The following is a 22,125-nucleotide window of genomic DNA, read 5'->3' as shown; positions in this document are numbered from 1 at the left end:
GCCCGCTGCGGCTATGGGGCTCCGGGATCACCCGGAGATGTCGTCGTCGCCTGCCATGTCTGGTCTCCTCGTACACGCTGAACGGCCCGTCGACCTTAGCAGCTGTCCCCTCTCACGGCCTTTCGCTTTCGGTGCCGGCCCGGCGGCGCAGATCGGCGATGCCCTGGTCCAGGGCCGCCTCCAGGTGATCCGGGCTGCCGGTGGACAGCAGGATCACCACTCCGCCCTGGATCCCGGCCAGCAGGGCCGCCGTCGAGCGGTCCGCGTCCCGGTCGGCGTCGGTCTTCCCGATCGACTGCATGTGCCGGATTCCGGCGGCCAGCGCGGCCTGCCGGCGTTCCGGCAGTTCGGTGGCGACGGCCTGCGCGCCCGACGAGGCCGGACCGATCCGGGAGACCGCGATGTCGAGCGGGCAGTCCCGGCCCTGCTCGCGGTAGCGGGCGACGACCTTGTCGCGCCGGCTCAGCCAGGCCGGGGCCGGGGACGGGGTCCGGCAGTTCGGTCCAGGCCATGACCTCGGGGCCGCCGTGCCGGGTGATGCTGATCGCGTGCATCGGGTGTGCCTCTCCGTGAGCCGTCACCGCGGCTCGTGTGCCGCGGGGAGGTCAGGCCACCGTAGAAACGCAAAAATGGACCCGTAAGTCCAGTCCGGTCGGGCCGGGTGGCGGGACGGACGGGCCGCCCCGCCACCTCGCGGAGTCACCGGCGCGGGCGATGGCCGAACCGGACCGCCTCCCACGGCGTGCCCGCCGGGAAGGACTCCGCGCGGCGCTGCCCGGACGGGCGTGCGAGGGCCCGTACGACGGCCGGCTTCGTGCCCTCGATCCGCGCCAGCCAGCCAAGGAGCTCCCGGCGCAGCTCGTCGGCGACCGCGCGGTGCGATTCCAGGCCGGCGAGATTGTCCAGCTCGTACGGGTCGGCCGCCAGGTCGTACAGCTCCGTCTCCGTGTACTGGTCCGCGCCCGGATCGTTCCAGGCGTCCGCGCCCGGCGCCTCCACGGCGTACTTCCACCGCGAGGTGCGCACCGCGCGCCCCACCCGGTCCTCGCTGATCTGGACGAACACCGAACCGGGCCGTTCCGGATCGCGCCCCCCGCCGGCCAGCGGCAGCAGGGAGCGTCCCTGGACGCCCGGCGGGACCGGGAGGCCGGCCGCCGCTAGCAGGGTCGGCATCAGGTCCACCGTGCTGACCGGCCGGCGGACGAGCCCGCCGCCGCTGAAGCCCGGCCCGGTGACCGCCAACGGCACCCGGACCGACGCCTCGTGGGCCGAGCGCTTGTACTCGCTGTTGCGGGTACGGAAGTGGGAGCCGTGGTCCGCCGTCCAGGCCAGGACCGTGTGCTCCTCGGTGCCCAGGCTCCGCAGGGCGTCGCGCAGCCGGCCCACCCCCTCGTCGACCCGCTTGATCTGGCCCAGGTACCCGGCGAGGTGGCGGTGCGCCCCGCCCTGCTCGGCCCCCGGGGAGAGCGCGGCCAGGTCGGGCGGCAGCCAGGCGCCCTCGTAACGCTCCCGGTAGCCCGCCGGGGCCGGGTAGTCGTCGGTGGGGTTCTGGTGGTGCGGCTCCAGCAGCGACAGGAAGAGCAGGTACGGCCGGTCGTGGTGGTCGGCGACGAACCGGATCGCCGCGTCGATCAGCGCGTCCGAGCGGTAGCCGGGGAGCCGCACCGGCTCGCCGCCCTCGTCGTGCACCACCGTGCGGTACGCGTCCGAGGTGAATTCCAGCCGGTCGGACGCCAGCCATGCGCTGTAACCGCCCCGCAGGGCGGGCGGCACCGGCCCGTCGGGGTTGTCGTCGCCCGCCAGGTGCCACTTCCCGATGTAGCCGGTGGCGTATCCGGCCGCCGCGAACTCACCGGCCAGCGTGGGGATGCCCCCGGGGAGCGGGAGACCGTTGCGGAAGACGCCGGTGGCTGTCGGGTAGCGGCCGGTCTGCAGCGACGAACGGGCGGGCGCGCAGACCGGGTTGGGGGTGACCGCCTGCTCGAAGAGGGTGCCCTCGCGGGCGATGCGGTCGAACTCGGGTGTCACACCGGCCCGGTTGCCGTGCACCCCGGCCGTGTCCCAGCGCTGCTGGTCGGTGAGGACCACGATCACCTGCGGGCGTGCCCCGGAGGGCGGCGCCGGGACGCCGCCCTCCGGGACCGGGGAGTGCTCGCTCACGCAGCCGTCGCCTCGGCGGTGGAGGCGCCGGACGGGATGCCGAAGGACGGGTCCGGCACCCCCTCGGGGCTGATGAGCGTGGAGGAGCGGCCGTCGACGCCGACCGGAACGTCACCGTCGATGGTGACGCGGCGGAGCTTGCGCTCGTGGGTGTCGGAGTCGTCCACGCCGTAGTGCTGGGTGGCGCGGTTGTCCCAGATCGCCACGTCACCCACCTGCCAGTCCCAGCGCACGGTGTTCTCCGGGCGCTCGATGTGCGACTGGAACAGGTCGACCAGGGCCCGCGAGTCGCGCCCGGTCAGCCCGCTGATGCGCTGTACGAAGTTGCCCAGCAGCAGCACGCGTTCGCCGGTTTCGGGGTGCACGCGGACCACCGGGTGCTCGGTGAGGAACTTGGTCGACGTGAACACCTCGCGGTACTGCTGAAGCGCCTCCGGCAGGGCGTTGGGCCGCACGGCCGCGTAGTCGTAGTCGTTGGAGTGGACGGCCCGCAGACCGTCCGCCAGGGTGCGCAGCTGCTCGGGGAGCTCCGCGTAGGCGGCGGCTGTGTTGGACCACAGGGTGTTGCCGCCGTACGGGGGGATCACGACGGCCCGCAGGATGGAGAAGGCCGGGTAGGCGGGGACGAAGGTGACGTCGGTGTGCCACTGGTTGGCCCGGCCGCCGTGGTCGGAGTCGATGCCGAGCGAATACCGGCCGTCGGCGGACGGCACGGTCGGATGGGCGACGGGAGTGCCGAACAGCCGGCCGAAGGCCTCGTGGCTCTCCTCGTCCAGGTGGTCCTGCTCCCGGAAGAAGACGACCTTGTGGGCGAGGAGCGCGGCCCGGACGGCGGCGACCGTCTCCGGGTCGAGGTCGCCGCCGAGCCGTACACCCGAGATGACCGCGCCGATACGGCCGCCCAGCTGCTGGACGGTGATGGCCGGGGCGGTGGTGGTGGAGGACATGGGATTCCCTTCGAGGTCGCCCGTCGCGGCCGTGCGCTGGGGCGCGGCCGGCGGCGAGCCGATTAATTGTGGAGCGGAATTAATTGGGGCGGGATGCGCCCGCAGGCGGAGACGGGTGCACTGCGCGGAGCGACGGTGCGCGGAGTTGCCGGCTCCGGAGCGGGAGCGCGGTGCGGTGGTACGCCGGTGAGGTCAGGCGGCGGTACAGCGGCCCGGACACACGGGCTGCGTCGGGGCGGGGCGGCCGGCGCGGGCGGGCCGCGCATCGGTGAGTGCCGTCGCGAACATGTCCCGGAGACTCGCAGCGCCCCGCCGGGTACGTCAAGCGCCCGCCGGCACCCCACGGGGCGTACGGCAGTGGTTCAATCGGCGCCTGCACGGGGTTGCCCGACGCCCCTTCACGGCGCCGAAAAACCGTGCGTGGCCTGCGAGTTCGCCCGTGTGACCCAGCAGTGAGCGGGCGCCGCCCCCGGCCCCGGTCGCCGGCCTCGTGCGAATTCACGCCGCCGTAACGTTGCGAGCGCCCCACCGGCGCAGGACCCGAGCGCCCCACCGGCGCAGGACCCGAGGAAGGCCCCCATGACCGCCGACCCCCGCCTCTTCCGCGTGACCGGTGACGGAAGGCGCGAGACCAACGCCGCCACCGTGCTGCGCACCGTCCTCGACCACGGACCCGTCGCCCGCCGGACGATCGCCGAACGCTCCGGGCTGAGCCAGGCCGCCGTGTCACGCCAGTGCACCGACCTTGTACGGCTGGGCCTGGTGCGGGAGTTGCCCGAGCTGAGCGCCGGCAACGGGGTGGGCCGCCCCCAGATCCCGGTCGACCTGCACACCGGCGAGAGCGACGGCCCCCTGGTCGCCGGGGTCCACATCGGGGTGCCCGCATCCACCTTCGGCCTGCTCGACCTGCGCGGCCGGCTGCTCGACCGGCGCGCCTTCCCGCACGACGGCATCCCGGCCGGGGACCTGCCGCCGAGGATCGTGCGCGGGCTGCGCGCCTTCTTGGACGACGTCCGCCGCGACCGCCCGCTGCTGGGGGTGGGCGCGGCCCTCGGCGGCTGGGTCGACCCGGGCTCCGGCACAGCCGTGCGGCACGCCTCGCTCGGCTGGGCCCGCCGGCCGCTCGCCGCCGAACTCGCCCGTGGCCTGGGCGGTTCGGCGGTGCGCGTCGACAACCACGCCCGGGCCGTCGCCCAGTCCGAGATCCTGTTCGGCCGGCCCGAGGCGCGGCGGAGCCTGGTCCACCTGTTCATCGGCAACGTGGTCGACGCCGCCTTCGGCATCACCGGGGTGGTGCACCAAGGGCCCGGGTCCGGAGCCGGGGACGTGGCTCACCTGCCCGTGCCGGACTCCACGGTGGTCTGCCCCTGCGGGCGTTCGGGCTGCCTGGAGGCGACCGCCTCCAACACCGCCATGGCGCGGACCGCGGTGCGACGGGGCATCGTGCCCTGGGCCGACGCGTTCCTGGTGGTGGACGCGGCGGCGGCCGGGGACCGGCGCGCCGACCGGCTGCTGCGCGAGCGGGCCCGCGCCGTGGGCCGGGCGACGGCCCTGCTGCTCGACGTCCTCAACCCGGACCTCGTGGTCGTCACCGAGCACGCCAGCCTGATCAACCCCGAGTACCTGGAGGAGATCAGAGGCGCCGCTGTCGACCACTCGCACGTCTGCCAGGACCCCGAACGCATTGTCAGTCCGCATGCCGGGACAGCCGTCCTCCCCGTCGCGGCCGGTGCCGTCGTGCTGAACCCCCTGTTCAGGAGCCCGCTGGCGGCTGCGGCGCGGTAGTCGGGCCTCGGCGGCCCCAAAGCGCTTCGTACCAGGATGCGGACAACGCAGGTTGACCGTCCGGCGAGGCCGCTGTCATATTGCTCCCGTGAACCCGGACAAGCGCCTCGTCTCCCGCAGGCACGTCGACCTCTGTCGACAGGCCAGCGCGGTCTGTGCCGTCCGCCGCTGACCCGGACCGCGGCGGGCAGCCCCATGGCCCCGCCCCGCTGACCTCTCACGGGTGACAACAACCCGCTGAGACCCGGGAATCGCCTTTCCGGGCGGCTTCCTCCGCTCCCGTGCGTCGCGGGAGCCCTTTCACACCTACCCGCGCCGATTCCGTACGGCCGCCGCAGCGGCCCCGGTCCGGTGCGCCATTCGCGCAGCGCATCCCGTCGCTCCATTCCTCCCGCAGCGGAACAAATGCGCGTGCGTGCTCCACCGCGCCCTCCCGCCCCATTCCCCTTTCCCAGTCACAGGCAGGCATCGATGACCGAGCTGTACCCCCTCACGCCCTCCGGACCGTCCCGGCGCTCCACGCTGCGCGCCGCAGGTGGCGGCGCCCTGCTCCTCGGACTGGGGCTCGTGGGCTGCCGCTCGGCCGTGTCGGACACTTCGTCCGGCCCGCAGGCAGCGAGCGCCGCACCCCGGCGCGGCGGCGTGCTGAACGTCGCCGTGAACGCCGACTTCACGCCCGCCCTGCTGTTCGCGCAGAGCGGCCAGTCCCTTCAGCAACGCCTGATCTACAACACCCTCACCCGCTACGACGACCGTCTCCACCCGAAACCCGAACTCGCCAGCTCCTGGACGTACGCCGAGGACGGACGCAGCATCACGCTCCGGCTGCGCGACGACGTGACCTTCCACAACGGCCGCACATTCACCGCCGACGACGTGATCTTCGCGGTGAAGAACCTTCAGAATCCGGTACGTGCGGCCCAGTTGCGCAGCACGGCGGCCACGATCACCGGATTCGAGAAGCGCGGCGACCACGAGCTGGTGCTCAAGCTGGCGCACCCGGTCAACAACCTCTTCGACCTGTTCGAGTTCATGATCATCACGGATTCGGAGAGCGTCGAGGACGCCGTCGCCGGGAAGAAGCTCATCGGGACCGGTCCGTTCAAGCTGAAGAAGTGGAGCCCCGGCTCCGGTCTGAGCCTCACCCGCAACGACGCGTACTGGCAGCCCGGACGCCCCTACCTCGACGGGGTCGAACTGCGGGTCGTCGCCCAGGCCGACGCGCTCATCTCGTCCCTGCGCTCCGGCCAGTCCCAGCTCTCCTTCGACGTGCCCGGCAAGAGCCTCGGCGTCGTCAAGGCCGACCACGGGCTCACCATCAGCGACTACGACACCGGCGCCGGCGCCGTCTATCTCGGCGTCAACACCACGGTCGCCCCGCTGACCGACCGCACCGTCCGCCAGGCGCTCGCCTGGGCCGTCGACCGGGACCGGCTCGTCGCCCAGACCCTCGGCGGGTACGGACTCGCCTCCGCCGCACCCTGGCCCAAGTCCTCACCCGCCTACAGCGAGGCCGACCGCACCCACTACACCCACAACCCCGCGAAGGCCCGGGAACTCCTGAAGTCCGCGGGGCACACCCGGCTCGACCTGCCCATGCTGCACATCGCACTGCCCGGCGAGACGGCCATCGCCGAGTCCATCCAGTACGACCTGAAGCAGGTCGGCGTCCACGTCACGCTCCAGCCCACCGACGGGGCCACCGCACAGAAGAAGCTGATCTCGCAGGGCATGCCGGCCCTGTGGTCCCTCGGCCACGGATTCGCCCAGGTGCAGCCTTCCACCCTCGCCGTCAGCGCCTACCCCTTCAACGAGGCGAAGAACACCTCCAAGTACCGCTCGGCCGAGTACACCAAGGTCGTACGGGAAGCCTGGACCGAGCCCGAGACCGACACGGCCGCCGCGAACGCCCTGCACCAGAAGATCTCCTCCATCCTGCTGGACGAGGCGTTCCTCATCGACCTCGTCGTCCGCGGACAGGTCCAGGTCTCCGCCGCCCGGCTGCACGGCGTCACGCTCAACAAGTTCTCCTACCTCAACCTCGACAACGCCTACCTGGTGTGACATGCGCAGCTACCTGCTCCGGCGGCTGCCGTCCGCCCTCCTCGTCCTGGTCGCCGCCTCCTTCCTGATCTTCACCATCCTCAGACTGGTCCCCGGCGACCCCGCCACCGCGCTCGCCGGACCCGACGCGGACGCGGCGACCGTCGCCGCGATCCGCGAACGGCTCGGCCTCGACGCACCCCTGCTCTCGCAGTACGCCCACTGGATCGGCTCGCTCCTCAGGGGCGACCTCGGACCGTCCTACGCGATCGGCGGACAGACCGCCGACCTCATCGGCGACGGCCTCGGCGCCACCACCGAACTCACCGTCGCCGCCCTCCTGTTCGTGATCGTGCTCGGCACGGCCTTCGGCGTGATCGGGGCAACCTCGCGCAACCGGTGGCCGGCCGCCGCCGTGCGCGTGATCACCACCGCCGCCCTGGCCGTCCCCCCGTTCGTCAGCGGCGTGCTGCTCGTCCTGGTCTTCGCGGTGGCGCTCCCCGTACTGCCGCCCGGCGGCCGGGTCGCCTTCCTGACCGCCCCGGACCTCGCCGCGCAGTACCTCGTGCTGCCGGCGCTCTGCCTGGCCCTGCCCAGCGCCGCCGTGCTCGGCCGCTACCTCAAGGACGGCATCGAACGCGGCCTCGCCGAGGACTACATCCGCACCGCCACCGCCGCCGGGATCGCCCCGCGCCGCCTGCTGTGGCGCCACACCCTGCCCAACGCCCTGCCGCCCGTCGTCACCCTGCTCGGCATGCAGGTCGGGAACCTGCTCGGCGGGGCCGTCCTGGTCGAGGCGATCTTCGCCTGGCCCGGCCTCGGCCAGCTGGCCGAACAGGGCCTCCAGCGCCGCGACTACCCGGTCGTCCAGGACCTCCTGCTGCTCCTGGTCGCCGTCTTCGTCCTCGTCCAGCTGCTCACCGACCTCGTGTACGCCTGGCTCGACCCCCGGATCAGGTGGGAGTAACCCTGATGACCCAGACGACCGACCTCCTCACCGCCGCGCCGCCCCCGGCCGCCCGCAAGCCGCGCGCCACGGCCCGCCCCCGTCACCCGTACCGCGCCGCCCTGTCCACCGCCCGCGCCCGCACCGGCCTCGTCCTCGTCGGTGCGGTGGTCCTCGCCGGACTCCTCGCACCGCTGCTCGCCGGGCACGGGCCCACCGACCAGAGCGGCCAGAGCCTGGCCGGACCCGGCACCCCCGGGCACCTCCTGGGCACCGACGACCTCGGGCGCGACCTGCTCAGCCGGGTGCTGTACGGCATCCGCACCGACCTCACCATCATCACGATCGCCGTACCCGCCGGCGCCGCACTCGGCTGCCTGCTCGCCCTGGCCGCCGCCGCCCACCCCGTCGCCGACACCGTCGTCCAGCGCGTCTTCGACCTGCTCCTCGCGTTCCCCGGGCTGATCCTGGCGCTCGCCGTCACCGCGATCCTCGGCCCCGGCCGCATCCCCGTCGTGCTCGTCATCGCCCTCGCCGAAGTACCGGTCTTCGGGCGGCTGCTGCGGAGCGGCGTCCTCGTACAGCGGGAACGCGAGTACGTCACGGCCGCCCGGGTCGGCGGGGGTTCGGGGCGCCGGGTGCTGGTCCGGCACATCCTGCCCAACGCGGCCGACCCGCTCGTCGTGCAGATCGCCGTCTCGCTGACCGTCGCCGTCTTCATCGAGGGCGCGATGAGCTTCCTCGGCGTCGGTGTCCGGCCCCCCGAACCCACCCTCGGCGCCGTGCTCAGCCAGTCCATGCCCTACCTCGCCCAGTCCCCGCACTTCGCCGCGGGCCCCCTGATCACCGTGACCGCGCTCGTCCTCGGCCTCTCGCTCATCGCCGAGGCGCTCAACCGGGAGATACGCCGATGACCGCCCCTGAGCTGCTGGAGGTCCGCGACCTCGGCGTCGAGTTCACCACCCCCGACGGGTCACCGCTGCGCGCCGTGCGCGGGGTCTCCTTCACCCTGCGCCGGGGCGAGACCCTGGCCGTCGTCGGCGAGTCCGGCTCCGGCAAGTCCACCACCGCGCTCGCCCTGAACCGCATGCTGCCCGGCACCGGCCGCATCACCGCCGGCACGGTCCGCCTGGACGGCCGCGACCTGGCCACCGCCGACGGGGCCGAACTGCGCGCGGTGCGCGGCGCGCGCATCGGCATGGTCTTCCAGGACCCCATGACCGCCCTCAACCCCGTCCTCACGGCCGGCCGCCACATCGACGAGGCCCTGCGCGCCCACGGCAACCACGACAAGGCCGCCCGCCGCGCCCGTGCCGTCGAACTCCTGGACCGGGTCGGCATCCCCGACCCGCACCGGCGTGCCGACGACCACCCGCACCAGTTCTCCGGCGGCCAGCGTCAGCGCATCCTCATCGCCATGGCCCTCGCAGGCGAACCCGACGTCCTCCTCGCCGACGAGCCGACCACCGCACTCGACGCCACCGTCCAGGACCAGATCCTCACCCTGCTCGGCGACCTCAACCGCGAGAGCGGCACCGCCCTGGTCCTCATCACCCACAACATGGGCGTCGTCGCCCGCTCCTGCGAACGGGTCCTCGTCATGTACGGCGGCACCGTGGTCGAGGACGGGCCCACCGCCGAAGTGCTCACCCGCCCCCGCCACCCGTACACCGCCGGACTCCTGGCCGCCGTCCCGCGCCTCGCCACCCCGTCCGGGACCCGCCTCACCGGCATCCCCGGCAGCCCGCCCGACCTCACCCTCCTCGGGGACGGCTGCGCCTTCGCCGACCGCTGCACCCTGGCCGAGGACCGCTGCCGCACCGCGGCCCCGCCGCTCGCACGCGTGACCGGAGACGTACGGGTGGCCTGCCTCCCCGCGGCCGGACGCACCGAACCGCTGCCCGCCCCGGCCCCGCCCGCCCGCATCGACCGCCCCGCGCCCGGCGCGGTCGTCCTGGAGGCGGACGGCCTCACCAAGACGTACGGGCGACGTGGCGCCCGGCGAGGCGGGGTGCCCGCGCTCGACGGGGTGTCGCTGACGCTGAGGGAGGGCGAGACGCTGGGCATCGTCGGCGAGTCCGGCTCCGGCAAGTCCACCCTGGCCCGGGTCCTCGCCCACGCACACTCCGCCGACGGCGGCACCCTGCGGCTGCGCGGCGAGGACGTCACCCGGCCCTCGCGCCGGGCGCTGCACGCGGTGCGCCGCCAGGTCCAGATGGTGTTCCAGGACCCCTACGCCTCGCTCAACCCCCGCATGACCGTGGGCGAGATCGTCGCCGAACCCCTCGTCGCGTTCGGCATCGGCGACCGGGAGGCGCGCCGCGAGCGGGTGGCGGAGCTCCTGGAGCTGGCGGGCCTGGACCCCGCCGTCGCCGGCCGCCACCCGCGCTCCTTCTCCGGCGGCCAGCGCCAGCGCATCGGCATCGCCCGCGCGCTCGCCCCCGCACCGTCCGTCCTCATCTGCGACGAACCCGTCTCCGCGCTCGACGTGTCCGTCCAGGCCCAGATCACCGGGCTGCTCACCGACCTCCAGCGCGATCTGGGGCTCTCCCTCGTCTTCATCGCCCATGACCTCGCGGTCGTCCGGCAGATCAGCCACCGCATCGCCGTCATGCACCGGGGCCGGGTCGTGGAGACCGGCACCGCCGACGAGGTGTGCGGGAACCCCCGCGACCCGTACACCCGCGCCCTGCTCGCCGCCGCGCCCGAACCCGTACCCCCGGCGGCACGCGTGGAGCACGCCGAGAAGACGGGAGCCCTCGCATGACCCACCGCACCCTTCAGCCGCCCGCCCCGACCCGTGACGGAGTCCCCAGCCGATGACCACCAGCACCCGCCGCGACCCCTACGACGGCTTCCCCGGCCACATCGGCCGCACCTTCGCCGCGTCCGAGCCGGCCTGGCCCGCTCCCCGCACGCCGGGGGAGAAGGCCCCGAACATCGTCGTCGTGCTCGTGGACGACATGGGCTACAGCGACATCGGCCCCTTCGGCTCCGAGATCCCCACCCCCGTCCTCGACACCCTCGCCGAGGACGGCGTACGGCTCAGCAACTACCACACCATGCCGCTGTGCTCCCCGGCCCGCGCCGCCCTGCTCACCGGCCTCAACCCGCACCGCGTCGGCTACGCCATGGTCGCCAACTCCGATCCCGGCTTCCCCGGTTACGGCATGGAGATCGCCGACGACATCCCCACCCTCGCCGAGCTCCTCCACGACTCGGGCTACGCCACGTACGCCGTCGGCAAATGGCACCTGGTCCGCGACTCCGCGTCCAATGCCGCCGACGACCGCGACAACTGGCCGCTGCGCAAGGGGTTCGACCAGTACTACGGCGTCCTGGAAGGGCTCACCAGCCTGTTCCACCCGCACCAACTCGTCCGCGACAACAGCCCGCTGGACATCGACGAGTTCCCCGACGACTACTACTACACGGACGACATCACCGACCAGGCCATCTCCATGGTGAAGTCGCTGCGCGCCCACGACCCGGACAAACCCTTCTTCCTCTACCTCGCGCACAACGCCGTCCACGGCCCCCTCCAGGCCAAGGAGGAGGACATCGCCCGCCACCGGGGCCGCTACGACGAGGGCTGGGACGCGCTGCGCGAGACCCGCTTCGCCGCCCAGATCGCCGACGGCCTCTTCCCGCCCGGCACCGAACTCCCCGCACGCAACAGCGAGGCCGGGCAGGACGTGCCCGCCTGGGACAGCCTCACCGAGGAGCAACAGCGCCTCTACGCCCGCTACATGGAGGTGTACGCGGCACTGGTCGACAACATCGACCAGAACCTCGGCCGGCTCACCGCCACCCTAGAAGCGCTCGGCGAGCTCGACAACACCATCATCGTCTTCACCTCCGACAACGGAGGCACCGGCGAGGGCGGCGCCGAGGGCACCCGCTCCTACTTCAGCCGCTTCGTCCACCACCCCGCCCTGCCCGAGGACTGGACCCCCGACGTCGACCGGGACCCCGAGCTGATCGGCGGCCCGCGCAGCCTCGTGCACTACCCGCGAGGCTGGGGCATGGCCTCCAACACCCCGTTCCGGCTCTACAAGGGCCACACGTACGCGGGCGGGGTGCGCGTCCCCTTCGTCCTGTCCTGGCCGAGGGGCGCCCGCGACGGCCGACTCACCCCGGGCACGCGCCCGCAGTACCAGTACGTCACCGACATCGCCCCGACCCTCCTCGAACTCGCCGGCCTGGAACGGCCGGAGCGCCGGCGCGGGGTCCCGCTCCAGGAACCGGACGGCGTCACCTTCGCCCCGGTGCTCGCCGACCCTGAACACCCCTCCACCCACCCCGAGCAGTACTGCGAGATGACCGGCAACCGCAGCTACTACCGCGACGGCCGCAAACTCGTCACCCTGCACCGCCCCGGCGCCCCCTACGACGACTCCGAGTGGGCGCTGTACGACATCAGGACCGATCCGACCGAGATCCATGATCTGGCCGCCGAACACCCCGGTCAGGTCAAGGAACTCTCGGCGGCCTGGGAGAAGGCCGCCTGGCGCAACGGCGTCTTCCCCCTCCCCGACGGCAGCGGCGCCCTGGCCCGCCGCAACCCCGCCGAACGCCGACTGTCACGCCCCCTCACCCTGCTGCCCGGCACCCCCGAACTGGAGCGCTACCGCTCCTCCCGGCTGGTCTCCCTGCGCTCCTTCGAGGTCACCGTCGCGATCGAGGACACGGGCGAGGGCGTCCTCGTCTCGCACGGCGACCAGGGCGGCGGCTACAGCCTGTACGTGGAGGAAGGCCGCCTGCACTTCGCGTACAACGAATACGGCGTCCTCCACGAGACGGACGCGGGCCGGCTCACACCGGGCGAGCACACGGTCCGCCTCGTGGCCACCGCCGAGCGCGGCCTGCGCTGGAGCTTCCGGATCGACGCCGACGGGCAGACCCGCGCCACCCCGCCCAGCGTCCACCAGCTCATCGGGATGGCCCCCTTCCAGGGCATCAGCATCGGTGTGGACCGCAAGTCCCCCATCTCCTGGCCCCTCTTCGAACGCCACCGCTCCTTCCCCTTCCAGGGCCGCCTGCGCTCGGTGACCTACAACCCGGGCGACCCGGGCCCGGACTCCCCGGAGGCGGTGGCCCAGGCACTGAAGGAGGCGGCAGCGGCGTTCGAGTAGGCCACAAGCCGTACGAATCCAGCCCCGCCGGTGTTCGAGGCGCGGGGTCCGGGGTGGCGCCCCGTTTCGGGAAGGGGCGGGTAGGGGACGGGCCCGCCGCAGGCGCGCGCCCCCCAGAGATCGATTCGCGACCCACCCCGCCCAGGTCTAACGTCGGTGGGGTGAACGACCACGTTCACCCCACCGCACCAGCGGCAACGAACCAATGACCGGCTCCCACGCGACACCCACGCAAGCCACCGCAACCCCCCGGAGGGACCGCGGCGGCACCATAGCCCTGCTGGTCATCTGCTCGTGCCAACTGATGGTGGTCCTCGACATCACCATCGTGAACATCGCCCTGCCCCACATCCAGACATCCCTCGGATTCTCCACCGAGAACCTGTCCTGGGTGATCAACGCCTACACCCTCACCTTCGGCGGCCTGCTCCTCCTCGGCGGCCGGATCGGCGACATCCTCGGGCGGCGCCGCGTCTTCATGGCCGGCGTCGCCCTCTTCGTCATCGCCTCCCTGCTCGGCGGACTCGCGCAGGAATCCTGGCAACTGCTGGCCGCCCGCTCCCTCCAGGGGGTCGGCGGCGCGATCGCATCCCCGACCGCCCTCGCCCTGATCACGACCACCTTCCACGAAGGCCCCGCACGCAACAGGGCCTTCGGCGTGTTCGCGGCTGTGTCCGCGGGTGGCAGCGCCATCGGACTGCTCGCGGGCGGCGTGCTGGTGGAGTGGCTCGACTGGCGGTGGATCTTCTTCGTCAACGTGCCGATCGGCGCGCTGATCGTCCTGGCGGCCCGCCGCTACATCCAGGAGTCCGAGCGCCACCCGGGTCACTTCGACGTCCTTGGCGCCCTCACCGCGACGCTGGGCATGGTGTGCCTCGTCTACGGCTTCATCCGCGCCTCCGAGGAGGGCTGGAGCGACACCCTGACCCTGGTCGCGTTCGCGGCGGCCGTCGTGCTGCTCGGGCTGTTCATCGCGATCGAGAACCGGTCCCGGCAGCCGATCACCCCGCTGTGGATGTTCCGCGACCGCAATCGCGCCGGAACCTACGGGATGATGCTGAGCCTCGCGGCGGCGATGTTCGGGATGTTCTTCTTCCTGACCCTGTTCGTGCAGAACATCCTGGGCTTCAGCCCGCTGCGCACGGGCCTCGCCTTCCTGCCGGTCAGCGTCATCATCGCGATCGGCGCCGGGTTCACCTCGAAGCTGCTGCCGCGGTTCGGACCGAAGCCCTTCATGGTGACGGGCGCGGTCCTCGCGGCGGCCGGGCTCGGCTGGCTCACGCAGACCGACGTCCACAGCTCGTACCTGGGCAGTCTGCTGGGCCCGATCCTGGTGTTCGGGCTCGGCATGGGCCTGCAGTTCGTCTCGCTGACGCTGATGGCCCTGTCCGGCGTCGAGCCGCACGAGTCGGGCGCCGCCTCCGGAATCCTCAACACCACGCAGCAGGTGGGCGGATCGCTCGGCCTGTCCATCCTGGTCACCGTCTTCGGTACGGCGAGCCGCAACGAGGCGACCGACCAGGTGCCCAGGTTCATGGCCGAGGCGACACCGGGGCAGCTCGCCCAGTTCCGCAGGACCGGCCAACTCCCCGGCCCCTGGGGTGAACAGGTCCTGGCATCGGGCGTCTCCACCGCGTTCCTGGCCGCAGCGGCCTTCGCCGTCGCCGCCGCGCTGATCGCCCTGTTCGTCATCCAGGTCCGCCCCTCGGACCTGGAACGGCTGCGCGGAAGCGGCCGGCCGGGCCCCTGAGCACCGGGCCGGCCGCTCCAGCAACCGTCAGCCCTTGACGGTGAAGTCCGCCCGCAGCAGGTCCTCGTCGCGCGACGACGGACCGACGAGCAGTTCGAAGGCACCCGGCTCCACGACCCGCAGGCCCTCCGCGTCCACCAGTGCGCACGCGGCGACCGGCAGCTCGATCGTCACCTCGCGCGACTCGCCCGGAGCCAGCCGGATCTGCCGGTAGGTCTTCAGCTCCTTCTCCGCCCACGTCACGGACGTCACCAGGTCACTCACGTACGCCTGCACGGTCTCCAGCGCCGGACGCCCGCCGGTGTTACTCACGGTGACGCGGGCCCGCAGCGTGTCGCCCGCGCCCAGGACGTCGGTCAGCACCTCCAGGTCCGCGTAGGCGACGGTGGTGTAGCTCAGGCCCTCGCCGAAGGCGAACGCGGGCCGCTGGGTCAGATCCGCGTACCGCGAACCGTGCTGGCCGCGCAGCTGGTTGTAGTACGTGGGCTGCTGCCCGGCGTGGCGCGCGAAGGACACGGGCAGCCGCCCCGACGGCTCCACCAGGCCGAGAACCAGCTCGGCCACGGCACGGCCGCCCTGCATGCCCGGGTTGAAGGCGTACACGATCGCCGACGCGCGGTACGCGGAGGGCGGCAGCACCAGCGGCTTCGAGGCGATGACGACCACGGTGAACGGCGTGCCCGTCGCGGCGAGCGCGTCCAGCAGCGCGATCTGGCCGCCGATCAGCTCCAGGGTCGCGGTCGAGCGCCCCTCGCCGATCAGCTCGATGCGGTCGCCCACCACGGCGACGACATGGTCGGCGGCCTCGGCCGCGGCGACCGCCTCCGCGATCAGATCACCGGACGGCTCGCAGGGGACGACGATCTCGGGGCGCGGCTGCCCGTCCGGGAAGAAGGCCCCGTCCGGGTCCGGGCCCACCGTCAGGATGTCGGCGCCGCGCGCGTGGGTGACGGTCCAGCCGGCGGGCACATGCTCCCGGAAGCCGTCGAGGACGGTACGGATCATGGCGCGCGGATGGCCGTCCGGAAGCCAGTCCGCCTGGCCGGAGGAGCCCGCCCAGTCCCCGAGCTGGGTCTGCGCGTCATCGGCGTTGGGGCCGATCACGGCGACGGTACGCGGAGCCGCCCCGGTGTCCGCGACCGCCCGTCCGTCCGCCCCGGCCGCGAAGCCGCCGTCCAGGGGGAGGGTGCCGTCGTTGGCCAGCAGCACCAGCGAGCGGCGGGCCGCCTCCAGGTTCAGCTCGGCGTGCCCGGCGCTGCCGATGACCGCCTGCTGCCGGTCCCGGTCCGGGTGGCGCGGGTTCTCGAAGAGGCCCAGCTCGAACTTGAGCGTGAGGATGCGCGCGACCGCCGCGTCGATGTCCGCCTCGGCGAGCTGCCCGGCCGCCACGGCCCGCTGCGCGCCCTCGAAGAAGTCGGGCGTGGTCATCACCATGTCGTTGCCCGCCCGGACCGCGGCGGCCGCCGCCTGGGTGTGGTCGGCGTACACCTTCTGCTCCCACACCATGCGCCCGACGTTGTCCCAGTCGGTCACCAGCGTGCCGGTGTAGCCCCACTCGCCGCGCAGCACCTCGTTGAGCAGCCAGTTGTTGACGGTGACGGGGACGCCGTCCATCGACTGGTAGCCCAGCATGAACGTACGGCAGCCCTCCTTGGCGACCCGCTCGAACGGCGGCAGGAACCAGGAGCGCAGCTTGCGGCGCGAGATGTCGGCCTCGCTCGCGTCCCGGCCGCCCTGGGTCTCGGAGTAGCCCGCGAAGTGCTTGGCGCACGCCAGGATCGCCGTCGGGTCGTCCAGCCCCTCGCCCTGGTAGCCGCGCACCATCGCCGACGCCAGTTCGCCGATGAGGAACGGGTCCTCGCCGAACGTCTCGCTGACCCGGCCCCAGCGCAGGTCCCGGGTGATGCACAGCACCGGCGAGAACGTCCAGTGCACGCCGGTCGCGGCCACCTCGACGGCGGTCGCCCGGGCCACGCGCTCCAGCAGCCCGGGGTCCCAGCTCGCGGCCATCCCCAGCTGCGTCGGGAAGATCGTGGCGCCCTCCCAGAACGAGTGCCCGTGGATGCAGTCCTCGGCGACCAGGAGCGGGATGCCCAGCCGGGTCCGGCGAGTCAGCTCGGCGGCCTCCAGGACGCGTTCGGGCGAGGCGTGCAGGATGGAGCCCGCGTGCATGTCCTCGATGTGCTGCCGCACCCCGTCCTTGCCGTTCAGCTGGAGCATCTGGCCGACCTTCTCGGGCAGCGTCATCCGGCCCAGCAGGTCGGAGACGCGCTCCGGAATGGACAGGCGGGGGTCGAGATAGGGCAGGGAGGAGCCCACGGGAGTTCCTTTCACGACGTCGGCGACGTTCTCATCGGGCGGTAGTGCGGAGGCTGTGCGCTCCGGGGACCACCGTACGCCGAATACCGACCTAGTGGTAAGTAAGTAGCATGCGAACATACGCAGCGGTGCATGCCGAGACGACCGGGGAGCGTGGCGAGTGACCGGCGATGAGCGGCGTGGATACGCGAAGGGCCGGGCCAAACGCGGGGAAATCCTCGACCAGGCCATGGCCATGTTCGGTGAGGCCGGCTACCGGGGCGCCTCGCTGCGGGTGATCGCCACCCGCTGCGGCATCTCGCATCCCGGGCTGCTGCACCACTTCCCGACCAAGGAATCCCTGCTGCTCGCCGTCCTGGAACACCGCGACGCCGTGGACGGCCAGTGGCTGGAGGCGGGCCGCCCCACCGGCGTCGACCGGCTGCGCCGCCTGGCCGGACTGGCGGCGCTCAACGCGGAGCGGCGCGGCATCGTCGAGCTGTTCTGCGTGCTGTCCGCCGAGGCCACCGCAGCCGACCACCCGGCCCACGCCTACTTCGTGGAGCGGTACCTGCGCTCGGTGCGGTCCACGGCCGTCTCGTACACCGAGGCGCGCGAGAAGGGCGTGCTGCGCGAGGACATCGACCCGCGGGAGGCGGCGCAGCAGCTCATCGCGCTGATGGACGGACTGCAGATCCAATGGCTGCTCAGTGACGGGGCGACCGACATGGCCGGGGTGCTGTCCGCGCATGTGCAGGCGCAGTTGACGGTGCCGTTCTGAGCGGACGCGGCAGGCGCCGCCGAACGGTGGCCCCGCACCTCTTTACGGGCTTGTCATGTGCCGGTAACTTCCCTGCTGCAAGAGATTGCAGCAACATTCCGGCTTGATTTACAAGCTCGCTCGGACCTTGAGGCGCGTCAGGGTCTCCGGCGGGACTGCGCGGGCCCCACATCCCGCGCATCGGACGCCGCGGCTTCGCCACCGCCGTGGCCCTTCCCGGGAGACACCATGAAACGCAACGCCCACCGGCTGCTGAGACGCACCCTGGCGTCCGCCGCTGCCGCCGCCGCGGTGTGCGGCCTGCTCACCGCACTGCCGGACACCGGCCTCGACGCACAGCCCGTCGCGGCCTCCGACGCGACGACCACCGTCTTCTACTACACCAAGACGAAGAACTGGGCCGCCTACAACCTGCATTACGCCCCCGACGGCGGTGCGTGGACCACCGTGCCCGGGGTGGCCATGGAGACTGCCTGCGCCGACTGGGTCAAGAAGACCGTCCCGCTCTCCGGCGCCGAGGGCATCCAGGCCACCTTCAACAACGGCTCGGGCGTCTGGGACAACAACGGCGGCAAGAACTACGACCTGGGCAGCGGGAACATCACCGTCAAGGACGGGGTCGTCGCCCACAGCGACCCGTGCGCCGGCAGCGGTGACCCCGACCCGAGCCCCACGCCGACCGAGGAGGCGCACACCGCCTCGGTGTACTACTCCACCGCCACCGTCGGCTGGACGACCACCAACCTCCACTACCGGCCCGCGGGCGGTGCGTGGACCGCCGTGCCCGGCATCGGCATGGAACCGGCCTGCACCGGCTGGGTGAAGAAGACGGTCGACCTCGGTACCGCGACCTCGCTGACGGCCGCGTTCAACAACGGCAACGGCGTCTGGGACAACAACAACGGCGGCGACTACACGATCCCGGCCGGCCTCAGCACCGTGAAGGACCACGCGGTCGTCAAGGACGCCGCGGACCCGTGCGCCGCCGAACCCGCCGACACCGAGGCGCCCACCGTACCCTCCGCGGTCACGGCGAAGGCCGACGGTGTCGCGGTCGTCCTGAGCTGGGAGCCCTCCACCGACAACACCGAAGTGACGCGTTATCAAGTCACCCGCACGGGCGGCTCGAAGGGCAGCGTCGTCACCGATGTGACCTCCACCGTGCTCTCCGAATCCGGTCTGGAGGAGCACACCGCCTACACCTACACCGTGAAGGCGGTCGACGCGGCGGGCAACACCTCCGCCGCCTCCGCGCCCGCCAAGGCGACCACGGGCGACAAACCGCCTGCGGCTGCCCAGGGCACCCCCCTCGGCACCGACCCCCGCAAGGACCCGATCTACTTCGTCCTCACCGCCCGCTTCAACGACGGCGACGCGAGCAACAACCGGGGCGGCAGCCAGCACGTCAAGTCCGGCAACGCGGCCAACAACGACCCCATGTTCCGGGGGGACTTCAAGGGCCTGGTCAACAAGCTGGACTACATCAAGGGCCTCGGCTTCTCCGCCATCTGGATCACGCCGGTCGTGCTGAACCGGTCCGACTACGACTACCACGGCTATCACGGCTACGACTTCTACAAGGTCGACCCCCGCCTGGAGTCCGCCGGAGCCTCCTATCAGGACCTCATCAACGCCGCCCACGCCAAGGGCATCAAGATCTACCAGGACGTCGTCTACAACCACTCCTCGCGCTGGGGCGCCAAGGGCCTGTTCACGCCGACCGTCTACGGCGTCCGTGACACGCAGTGGAGCTGGTACTACGACGAGAAGAACGAGGGCTTCGAGTACGACGGGCTCACCGTCGAACCCAAGAGCGGCAAGTCCTACTACAACGGCGACATGTGGTCCACGGCCGAACCCGCCGGCAACACCTGCCTCAACTGGGGCAAGCCGACCGGCGGCAAGTCCGCCGAGGGCTACACCATCTACAACTGCCAGTGGCCCAACCCCACGTCCGGGATGTTCCCGAAGGACTACTACCACACCTGCTGGCTCGGCAACTGGGAGGGCGAGGACTCCCGCTCCTGCTGGCTGCACGAGGACCTGGCCGACTTCAACACCGAGTCCGCACCGGTGCAGAACTACCTGATCGGCGCCTACGACAAGTACATCGACATGGGCGTGGACGGCTTCCGCATCGACACCGCGGTGCACATCCCGCGCACCACCTGGAACCGCCGCTTCCTGCCCGCGATCCAGGAGCGGGTCACCCAGCGTTTCGGCGCCGAGGCCGCGAAGAACTTCCTCGTCTTCGGCGAGGTCGGCGCGTTCGTCAACGACAAGTGGAACCGCGGCTCGGTCAACCACTCGGCGCAGTTCTTCACCTGGAAGGAACGCAAGGAGTACGACCCCGACGACGGCAAGGCCGCCCTGGAGATGTACGACTACGAGGAGAAGCTCGGCACCGGCAACCAGCCGACCTCCACCAACGCGTTCCTGGCCGGCAACAGCTACCACACCCCGGACCACAGCCGGTTCTCCGGCATGAACATCATCGACATGCGCATGCACATGAACTTCGGTGACGCCACCAACGCGTTCAACAACGGCAAGGACTCCGACGACTCCACCAACGACGCCACCTACAACGTCGTCTACGTCGACAGCCACGACTACGGGCCCAACAAGAGCAGCGAACGCTACGCGGGAGGCACCGACGCCTGGGCCGAGAACATGTCACTGATGTGGACGTTCCGCGGCATCCCGACCCTCTACTACGGATCGGAGATCGAGTTCCAGGCCGGCAAGAAGATCGACTGCGGCCCCACCTGCCCCCTGGCCACCACCGGCCGCGCCTACTACGGCGACCACCTCGCGGGCAACGTCACCGCCTCCCAGTTCTCGCAGGTCGACTCCGCCTCCGGAGAGGTCGCCAACACCCTCGCCAAGCCCCTGGTCAAGCACCTCCAGCGGCTCAACCTGATCCGCCGGGCCGTGCCCGCCCTCCAGATGGGCCAGTACTCCACCGAGGGCATCAGCGGCCAGATGGCGTACAAGCGCCGCTACACCAGCGGATCGACCGACAGCTTCGCCCTGGTCACCGTCACCGGCAGCGCCTCCTACACGGGCATCCCCAACGGCACCTACAAGGACGCCGTCACCGGCGACACCCGGGTCGTCACCGACGGAAAGCTCACCGTCGACGCCCCGGGCAAGGGCAACATGCGCGTGTACGTGCTGAACGGCCCCGGAAAGATCGGCACCGCGGGCCCCTACCTGAAGTGACCCGTACGCGCAGGTGCCCCGGCCCCGGGGCACCTGCGCGTCGCACGCGGGCCTCGTTACGCGCCCAGCAGCTCCGCCCGGCCGATCATGGCCGTCGAGCCCGGAGCCGTACACGCGAAGGCGCCCGCCACCGCCCCCAGCCGGGCGCACTCCGACGGATCACGCCCGTCCAGCCTGCCGTACAGGAAGCCGGTGACGAACGCGTCGCCCGCTCCGTTGCTGTCGACCACGGGCGCCGGCGGCGCGACCGCCGGAACGTGCACCGGTTCGTCGCCGCCGTCGCGGGTGAGGAGGTAGGAGCCCTCCGCGCCCGCCGTGGCCACCACCGTCGTGGCCCGGCCCTCCCGCAGGATCTCCCGCATCAGCTCGGGCGCGCGCTCCCCGGTCGCCGCCGCGCTGAAGAAGACCAGATCGGACCGGAGGGCGAACTCCCGCTGGTGGTCGCTGCGTCCGTCCCAGTCGTGCAGATCCGCGGAGACCGGCACCCCCAGCGCCTCGATGTCGTCATAGAGGAACCGGGTGAAGTTGATGATCGACAGATGGACATGGCGGGCCCGCCGCAGCCGGGGCAGATAGAACTCCCGCGGCATCCGCAGGTCCTCCGGATCCCGGGCGTCGTAGAACGACATCCGCCGGCCCGTCGCGTCCACCAGGTTCACCGCACGCCGGGTCCCCGCCGGGGAGATCACCGCGTGGAACTCCACGTCCCCCTCGGCCAGTCGCTCGCGCACCTGCGCCCCGGTCCAGTCGTCACCGACGCAGTCGAGGAACACCACGTCGAGCCCCAGCGCACGGGCGCCGAGCGCCACGTTCCCACCGGTCTGACCGGGCCACTCCTGGATCGGGCCGACCATCACCGAGTCGGCCAGGGGGACCGGCAGGGCGTCGACGCGGACGATCGTGTCCACCCCGCTGCCGCCGACCACCACGATGTCGTATTCCGTTGGCTGTTGAACCACTGAGCCCCCTCTCGCGTACCCGCCGCGCTCAGTATCGCCCACCGGTCCGGCCGCTCGACGCGCGCCCGTGACACCTGCTGGCTAGGCTCGACCGGG

15 protein-coding genes are annotated in these 22,125 nt (G+C 72.0%); 10 read left to right on the top strand and 5 right to left on the bottom strand.

All coding sequences use genetic code 11. From position 1 onward, the window contains the following. Positions 1-112: 112 nt before the first annotated feature. The 3 genes from ABZ565_RS25415 to ABZ565_RS25405 all read right to left on the bottom strand — a co-directional run bounded on the left by ABZ565_RS25415 (position 113) and on the right by ABZ565_RS25405 (position 3,107). Positions 113-301 carry a hypothetical protein gene (locus ABZ565_RS25415; RefSeq protein ID WP_361031176.1) on the bottom strand — a complete coding sequence of 63 codons (189 nt, stop codon included), beginning with the start codon at positions 299-301 and terminating at the stop codon, positions 113-115. Positions 302-699: 398 nt separating this feature from the next. Next, positions 700-2,160 (bottom strand): sulfatase-like hydrolase/transferase, encoded by a 1,461-nt coding sequence (locus ABZ565_RS25410; RefSeq protein ID WP_361031174.1) that lies wholly within the window; start codon positions 2,158-2,160, stop codon positions 700-702. After that, positions 2,157-3,107, bottom strand: a complete 951-nt coding sequence (locus ABZ565_RS25405) for a TauD/TfdA family dioxygenase (RefSeq protein WP_361031171.1) — start codon at positions 3,105-3,107, stop codon at positions 2,157-2,159. Before ABZ565_RS25405 ends, ABZ565_RS25410 begins: the two co-directional genes overlap by 4 nt. 579 nt (positions 3,108-3,686) lie before the next feature. Here ABZ565_RS25405 and ABZ565_RS25400 point away from each other — a divergent pair. The 8 genes from ABZ565_RS25400 (at position 3,687) to ABZ565_RS25365 (ending at position 14,766) form a co-directional block, all read left to right on the top strand. Then, complete coding sequence (locus ABZ565_RS25400) at positions 3,687-4,892, top strand: ROK family transcriptional regulator (protein WP_361031168.1); 1,206 nt, start codon at positions 3,687-3,689, stop codon at positions 4,890-4,892. Between the two features lie 88 nt (positions 4,893-4,980). Further along, a complete protein-coding gene (locus tag ABZ565_RS25395; protein ID WP_361031313.1) occupies positions 4,981-5,064 on the top strand; it encodes a putative leader peptide in 84 nt (27 codons plus the stop codon). A 299-nt stretch (positions 5,065-5,363) separates the two neighbouring features. Continuing rightward, entirely contained in the window at positions 5,364-6,956 is a 1,593-nt protein-coding gene (locus ABZ565_RS25390) for an ABC transporter substrate-binding protein (protein WP_361031165.1), read from the top strand. A gap of 1 nt (position 6,957) precedes the next feature. Then, positions 6,958-7,902: an ABC transporter permease gene (locus ABZ565_RS25385; protein ID WP_361031162.1), complete on the top strand. Its 945-nt coding sequence runs from the start codon at positions 6,958-6,960 to the stop codon at positions 7,900-7,902. A gap of 5 nt (positions 7,903-7,907) precedes the next feature. Further along, positions 7,908-8,795: an ABC transporter permease gene (locus ABZ565_RS25380; RefSeq protein ID WP_361031159.1), complete on the top strand. Its 888-nt coding sequence runs from the start codon at positions 7,908-7,910 to the stop codon at positions 8,793-8,795. Continuing rightward, positions 8,792-10,648: an ABC transporter ATP-binding protein gene (locus tag ABZ565_RS25375; RefSeq protein WP_361031156.1), complete on the top strand. Its 1,857-nt coding sequence runs from the start codon at positions 8,792-8,794 to the stop codon at positions 10,646-10,648. The genes ABZ565_RS25380 and ABZ565_RS25375 overlap by 4 nt, the downstream gene beginning before the upstream one ends. A 52-nt stretch (positions 10,649-10,700) precedes the next feature. Then, positions 10,701-13,016, top strand: coding sequence for an arylsulfatase (locus ABZ565_RS25370; RefSeq protein WP_361031153.1), 2,316 nt, complete (start codon positions 10,701-10,703; stop codon positions 13,014-13,016). A 205-nt stretch (positions 13,017-13,221) separates the two neighbouring features. After that, positions 13,222-14,766: an MFS transporter gene (locus ABZ565_RS25365; protein WP_361031150.1), complete on the top strand. Its 1,545-nt coding sequence runs from the start codon at positions 13,222-13,224 to the stop codon at positions 14,764-14,766. Between the two features lie 27 nt (positions 14,767-14,793). Here ABZ565_RS25365 and ABZ565_RS25360 read toward each other — a convergent pair whose 3' ends face one another. After that, entirely contained in the window at positions 14,794-17,085 is a 2,292-nt protein-coding gene (locus ABZ565_RS25360) for a glycoside hydrolase family 3 N-terminal domain-containing protein (protein ID WP_361031147.1), read from the bottom strand. Positions 17,086-17,245: 160 nt separating this feature from the next. On the opposite strand from ABZ565_RS25360, the gene ABZ565_RS25355 reads away from it, so the two are divergent. Next, positions 17,246-17,845 carry a TetR/AcrR family transcriptional regulator gene (locus tag ABZ565_RS25355; protein WP_361031144.1) on the top strand — a complete coding sequence of 200 codons (600 nt, stop codon included), beginning with the start codon at positions 17,246-17,248 and terminating at the stop codon, positions 17,843-17,845. 228 nt (positions 17,846-18,073) lie between these two features. After that, positions 18,074-21,070: a carbohydrate binding domain-containing protein gene (locus tag ABZ565_RS25350; RefSeq protein ID WP_361031141.1), complete on the top strand. Its 2,997-nt coding sequence runs from the start codon at positions 18,074-18,076 to the stop codon at positions 21,068-21,070. Positions 21,071-21,126: 56 nt separating this feature from the next. Here the strand turns inward: ABZ565_RS25350 and ABZ565_RS25345 are convergent, their stop codons facing one another. After that, positions 21,127-22,029, bottom strand: a complete 903-nt coding sequence (locus ABZ565_RS25345; protein ID WP_361031138.1) for a carbohydrate kinase family protein — start codon at positions 22,027-22,029, stop codon at positions 21,127-21,129. Positions 22,030-22,125 lie beyond the last annotated feature (96 nt).

The organism is Streptomyces sp. NPDC016469, assembly GCF_040632905.1.
Lineage (GTDB): Bacteria > Actinomycetota > Actinomycetes > Streptomycetales > Streptomycetaceae > Streptomyces.
The sequence above is the reverse complement of the archived record's forward strand: the minus strand, read 5'-3'. Positions and strand labels throughout refer to the sequence as shown.

Excerpts from the sequence above, each read along its gene's own strand:
- ABZ565_RS25415 (WP_361031176.1), bottom strand. The coding sequence starts at position 301 with ATGCAGTCGATCGGGAAGACCGACGCCGACCGGGACGCGGACCGCTCG.
- ABZ565_RS25405 (WP_361031171.1), bottom strand. The coding sequence starts at position 3,107 with ATGTCCTCCACCACCACCGCCCCGGCCATCACCGTCCAGCAGCTGGGC.
- ABZ565_RS25400 (WP_361031168.1), top strand. The coding sequence starts at position 3,687 with ATGACCGCCGACCCCCGCCTCTTCCGCGTGACCGGTGACGGAAGGCGC.
- ABZ565_RS25390 (WP_361031165.1), top strand. The coding sequence starts at position 5,364 with ATGACCGAGCTGTACCCCCTCACGCCCTCCGGACCGTCCCGGCGCTCC.
- ABZ565_RS25385 (WP_361031162.1), top strand. The coding sequence starts at position 6,958 with ATGCGCAGCTACCTGCTCCGGCGGCTGCCGTCCGCCCTCCTCGTCCTG.
- ABZ565_RS25380 (WP_361031159.1), top strand. The coding sequence starts at position 7,908 with ATGACCCAGACGACCGACCTCCTCACCGCCGCGCCGCCCCCGGCCGCC.
- ABZ565_RS25375 (WP_361031156.1), top strand. The coding sequence starts at position 8,792 with ATGACCGCCCCTGAGCTGCTGGAGGTCCGCGACCTCGGCGTCGAGTTC.
- ABZ565_RS25370 (WP_361031153.1), top strand. The coding sequence starts at position 10,701 with ATGACCACCAGCACCCGCCGCGACCCCTACGACGGCTTCCCCGGCCAC.
- ABZ565_RS25365 (WP_361031150.1), top strand. The coding sequence starts at position 13,222 with ATGACCGGCTCCCACGCGACACCCACGCAAGCCACCGCAACCCCCCGG.
- ABZ565_RS25350 (WP_361031141.1), top strand. The coding sequence starts at position 18,074 with ATGAAACGCAACGCCCACCGGCTGCTGAGACGCACCCTGGCGTCCGCC.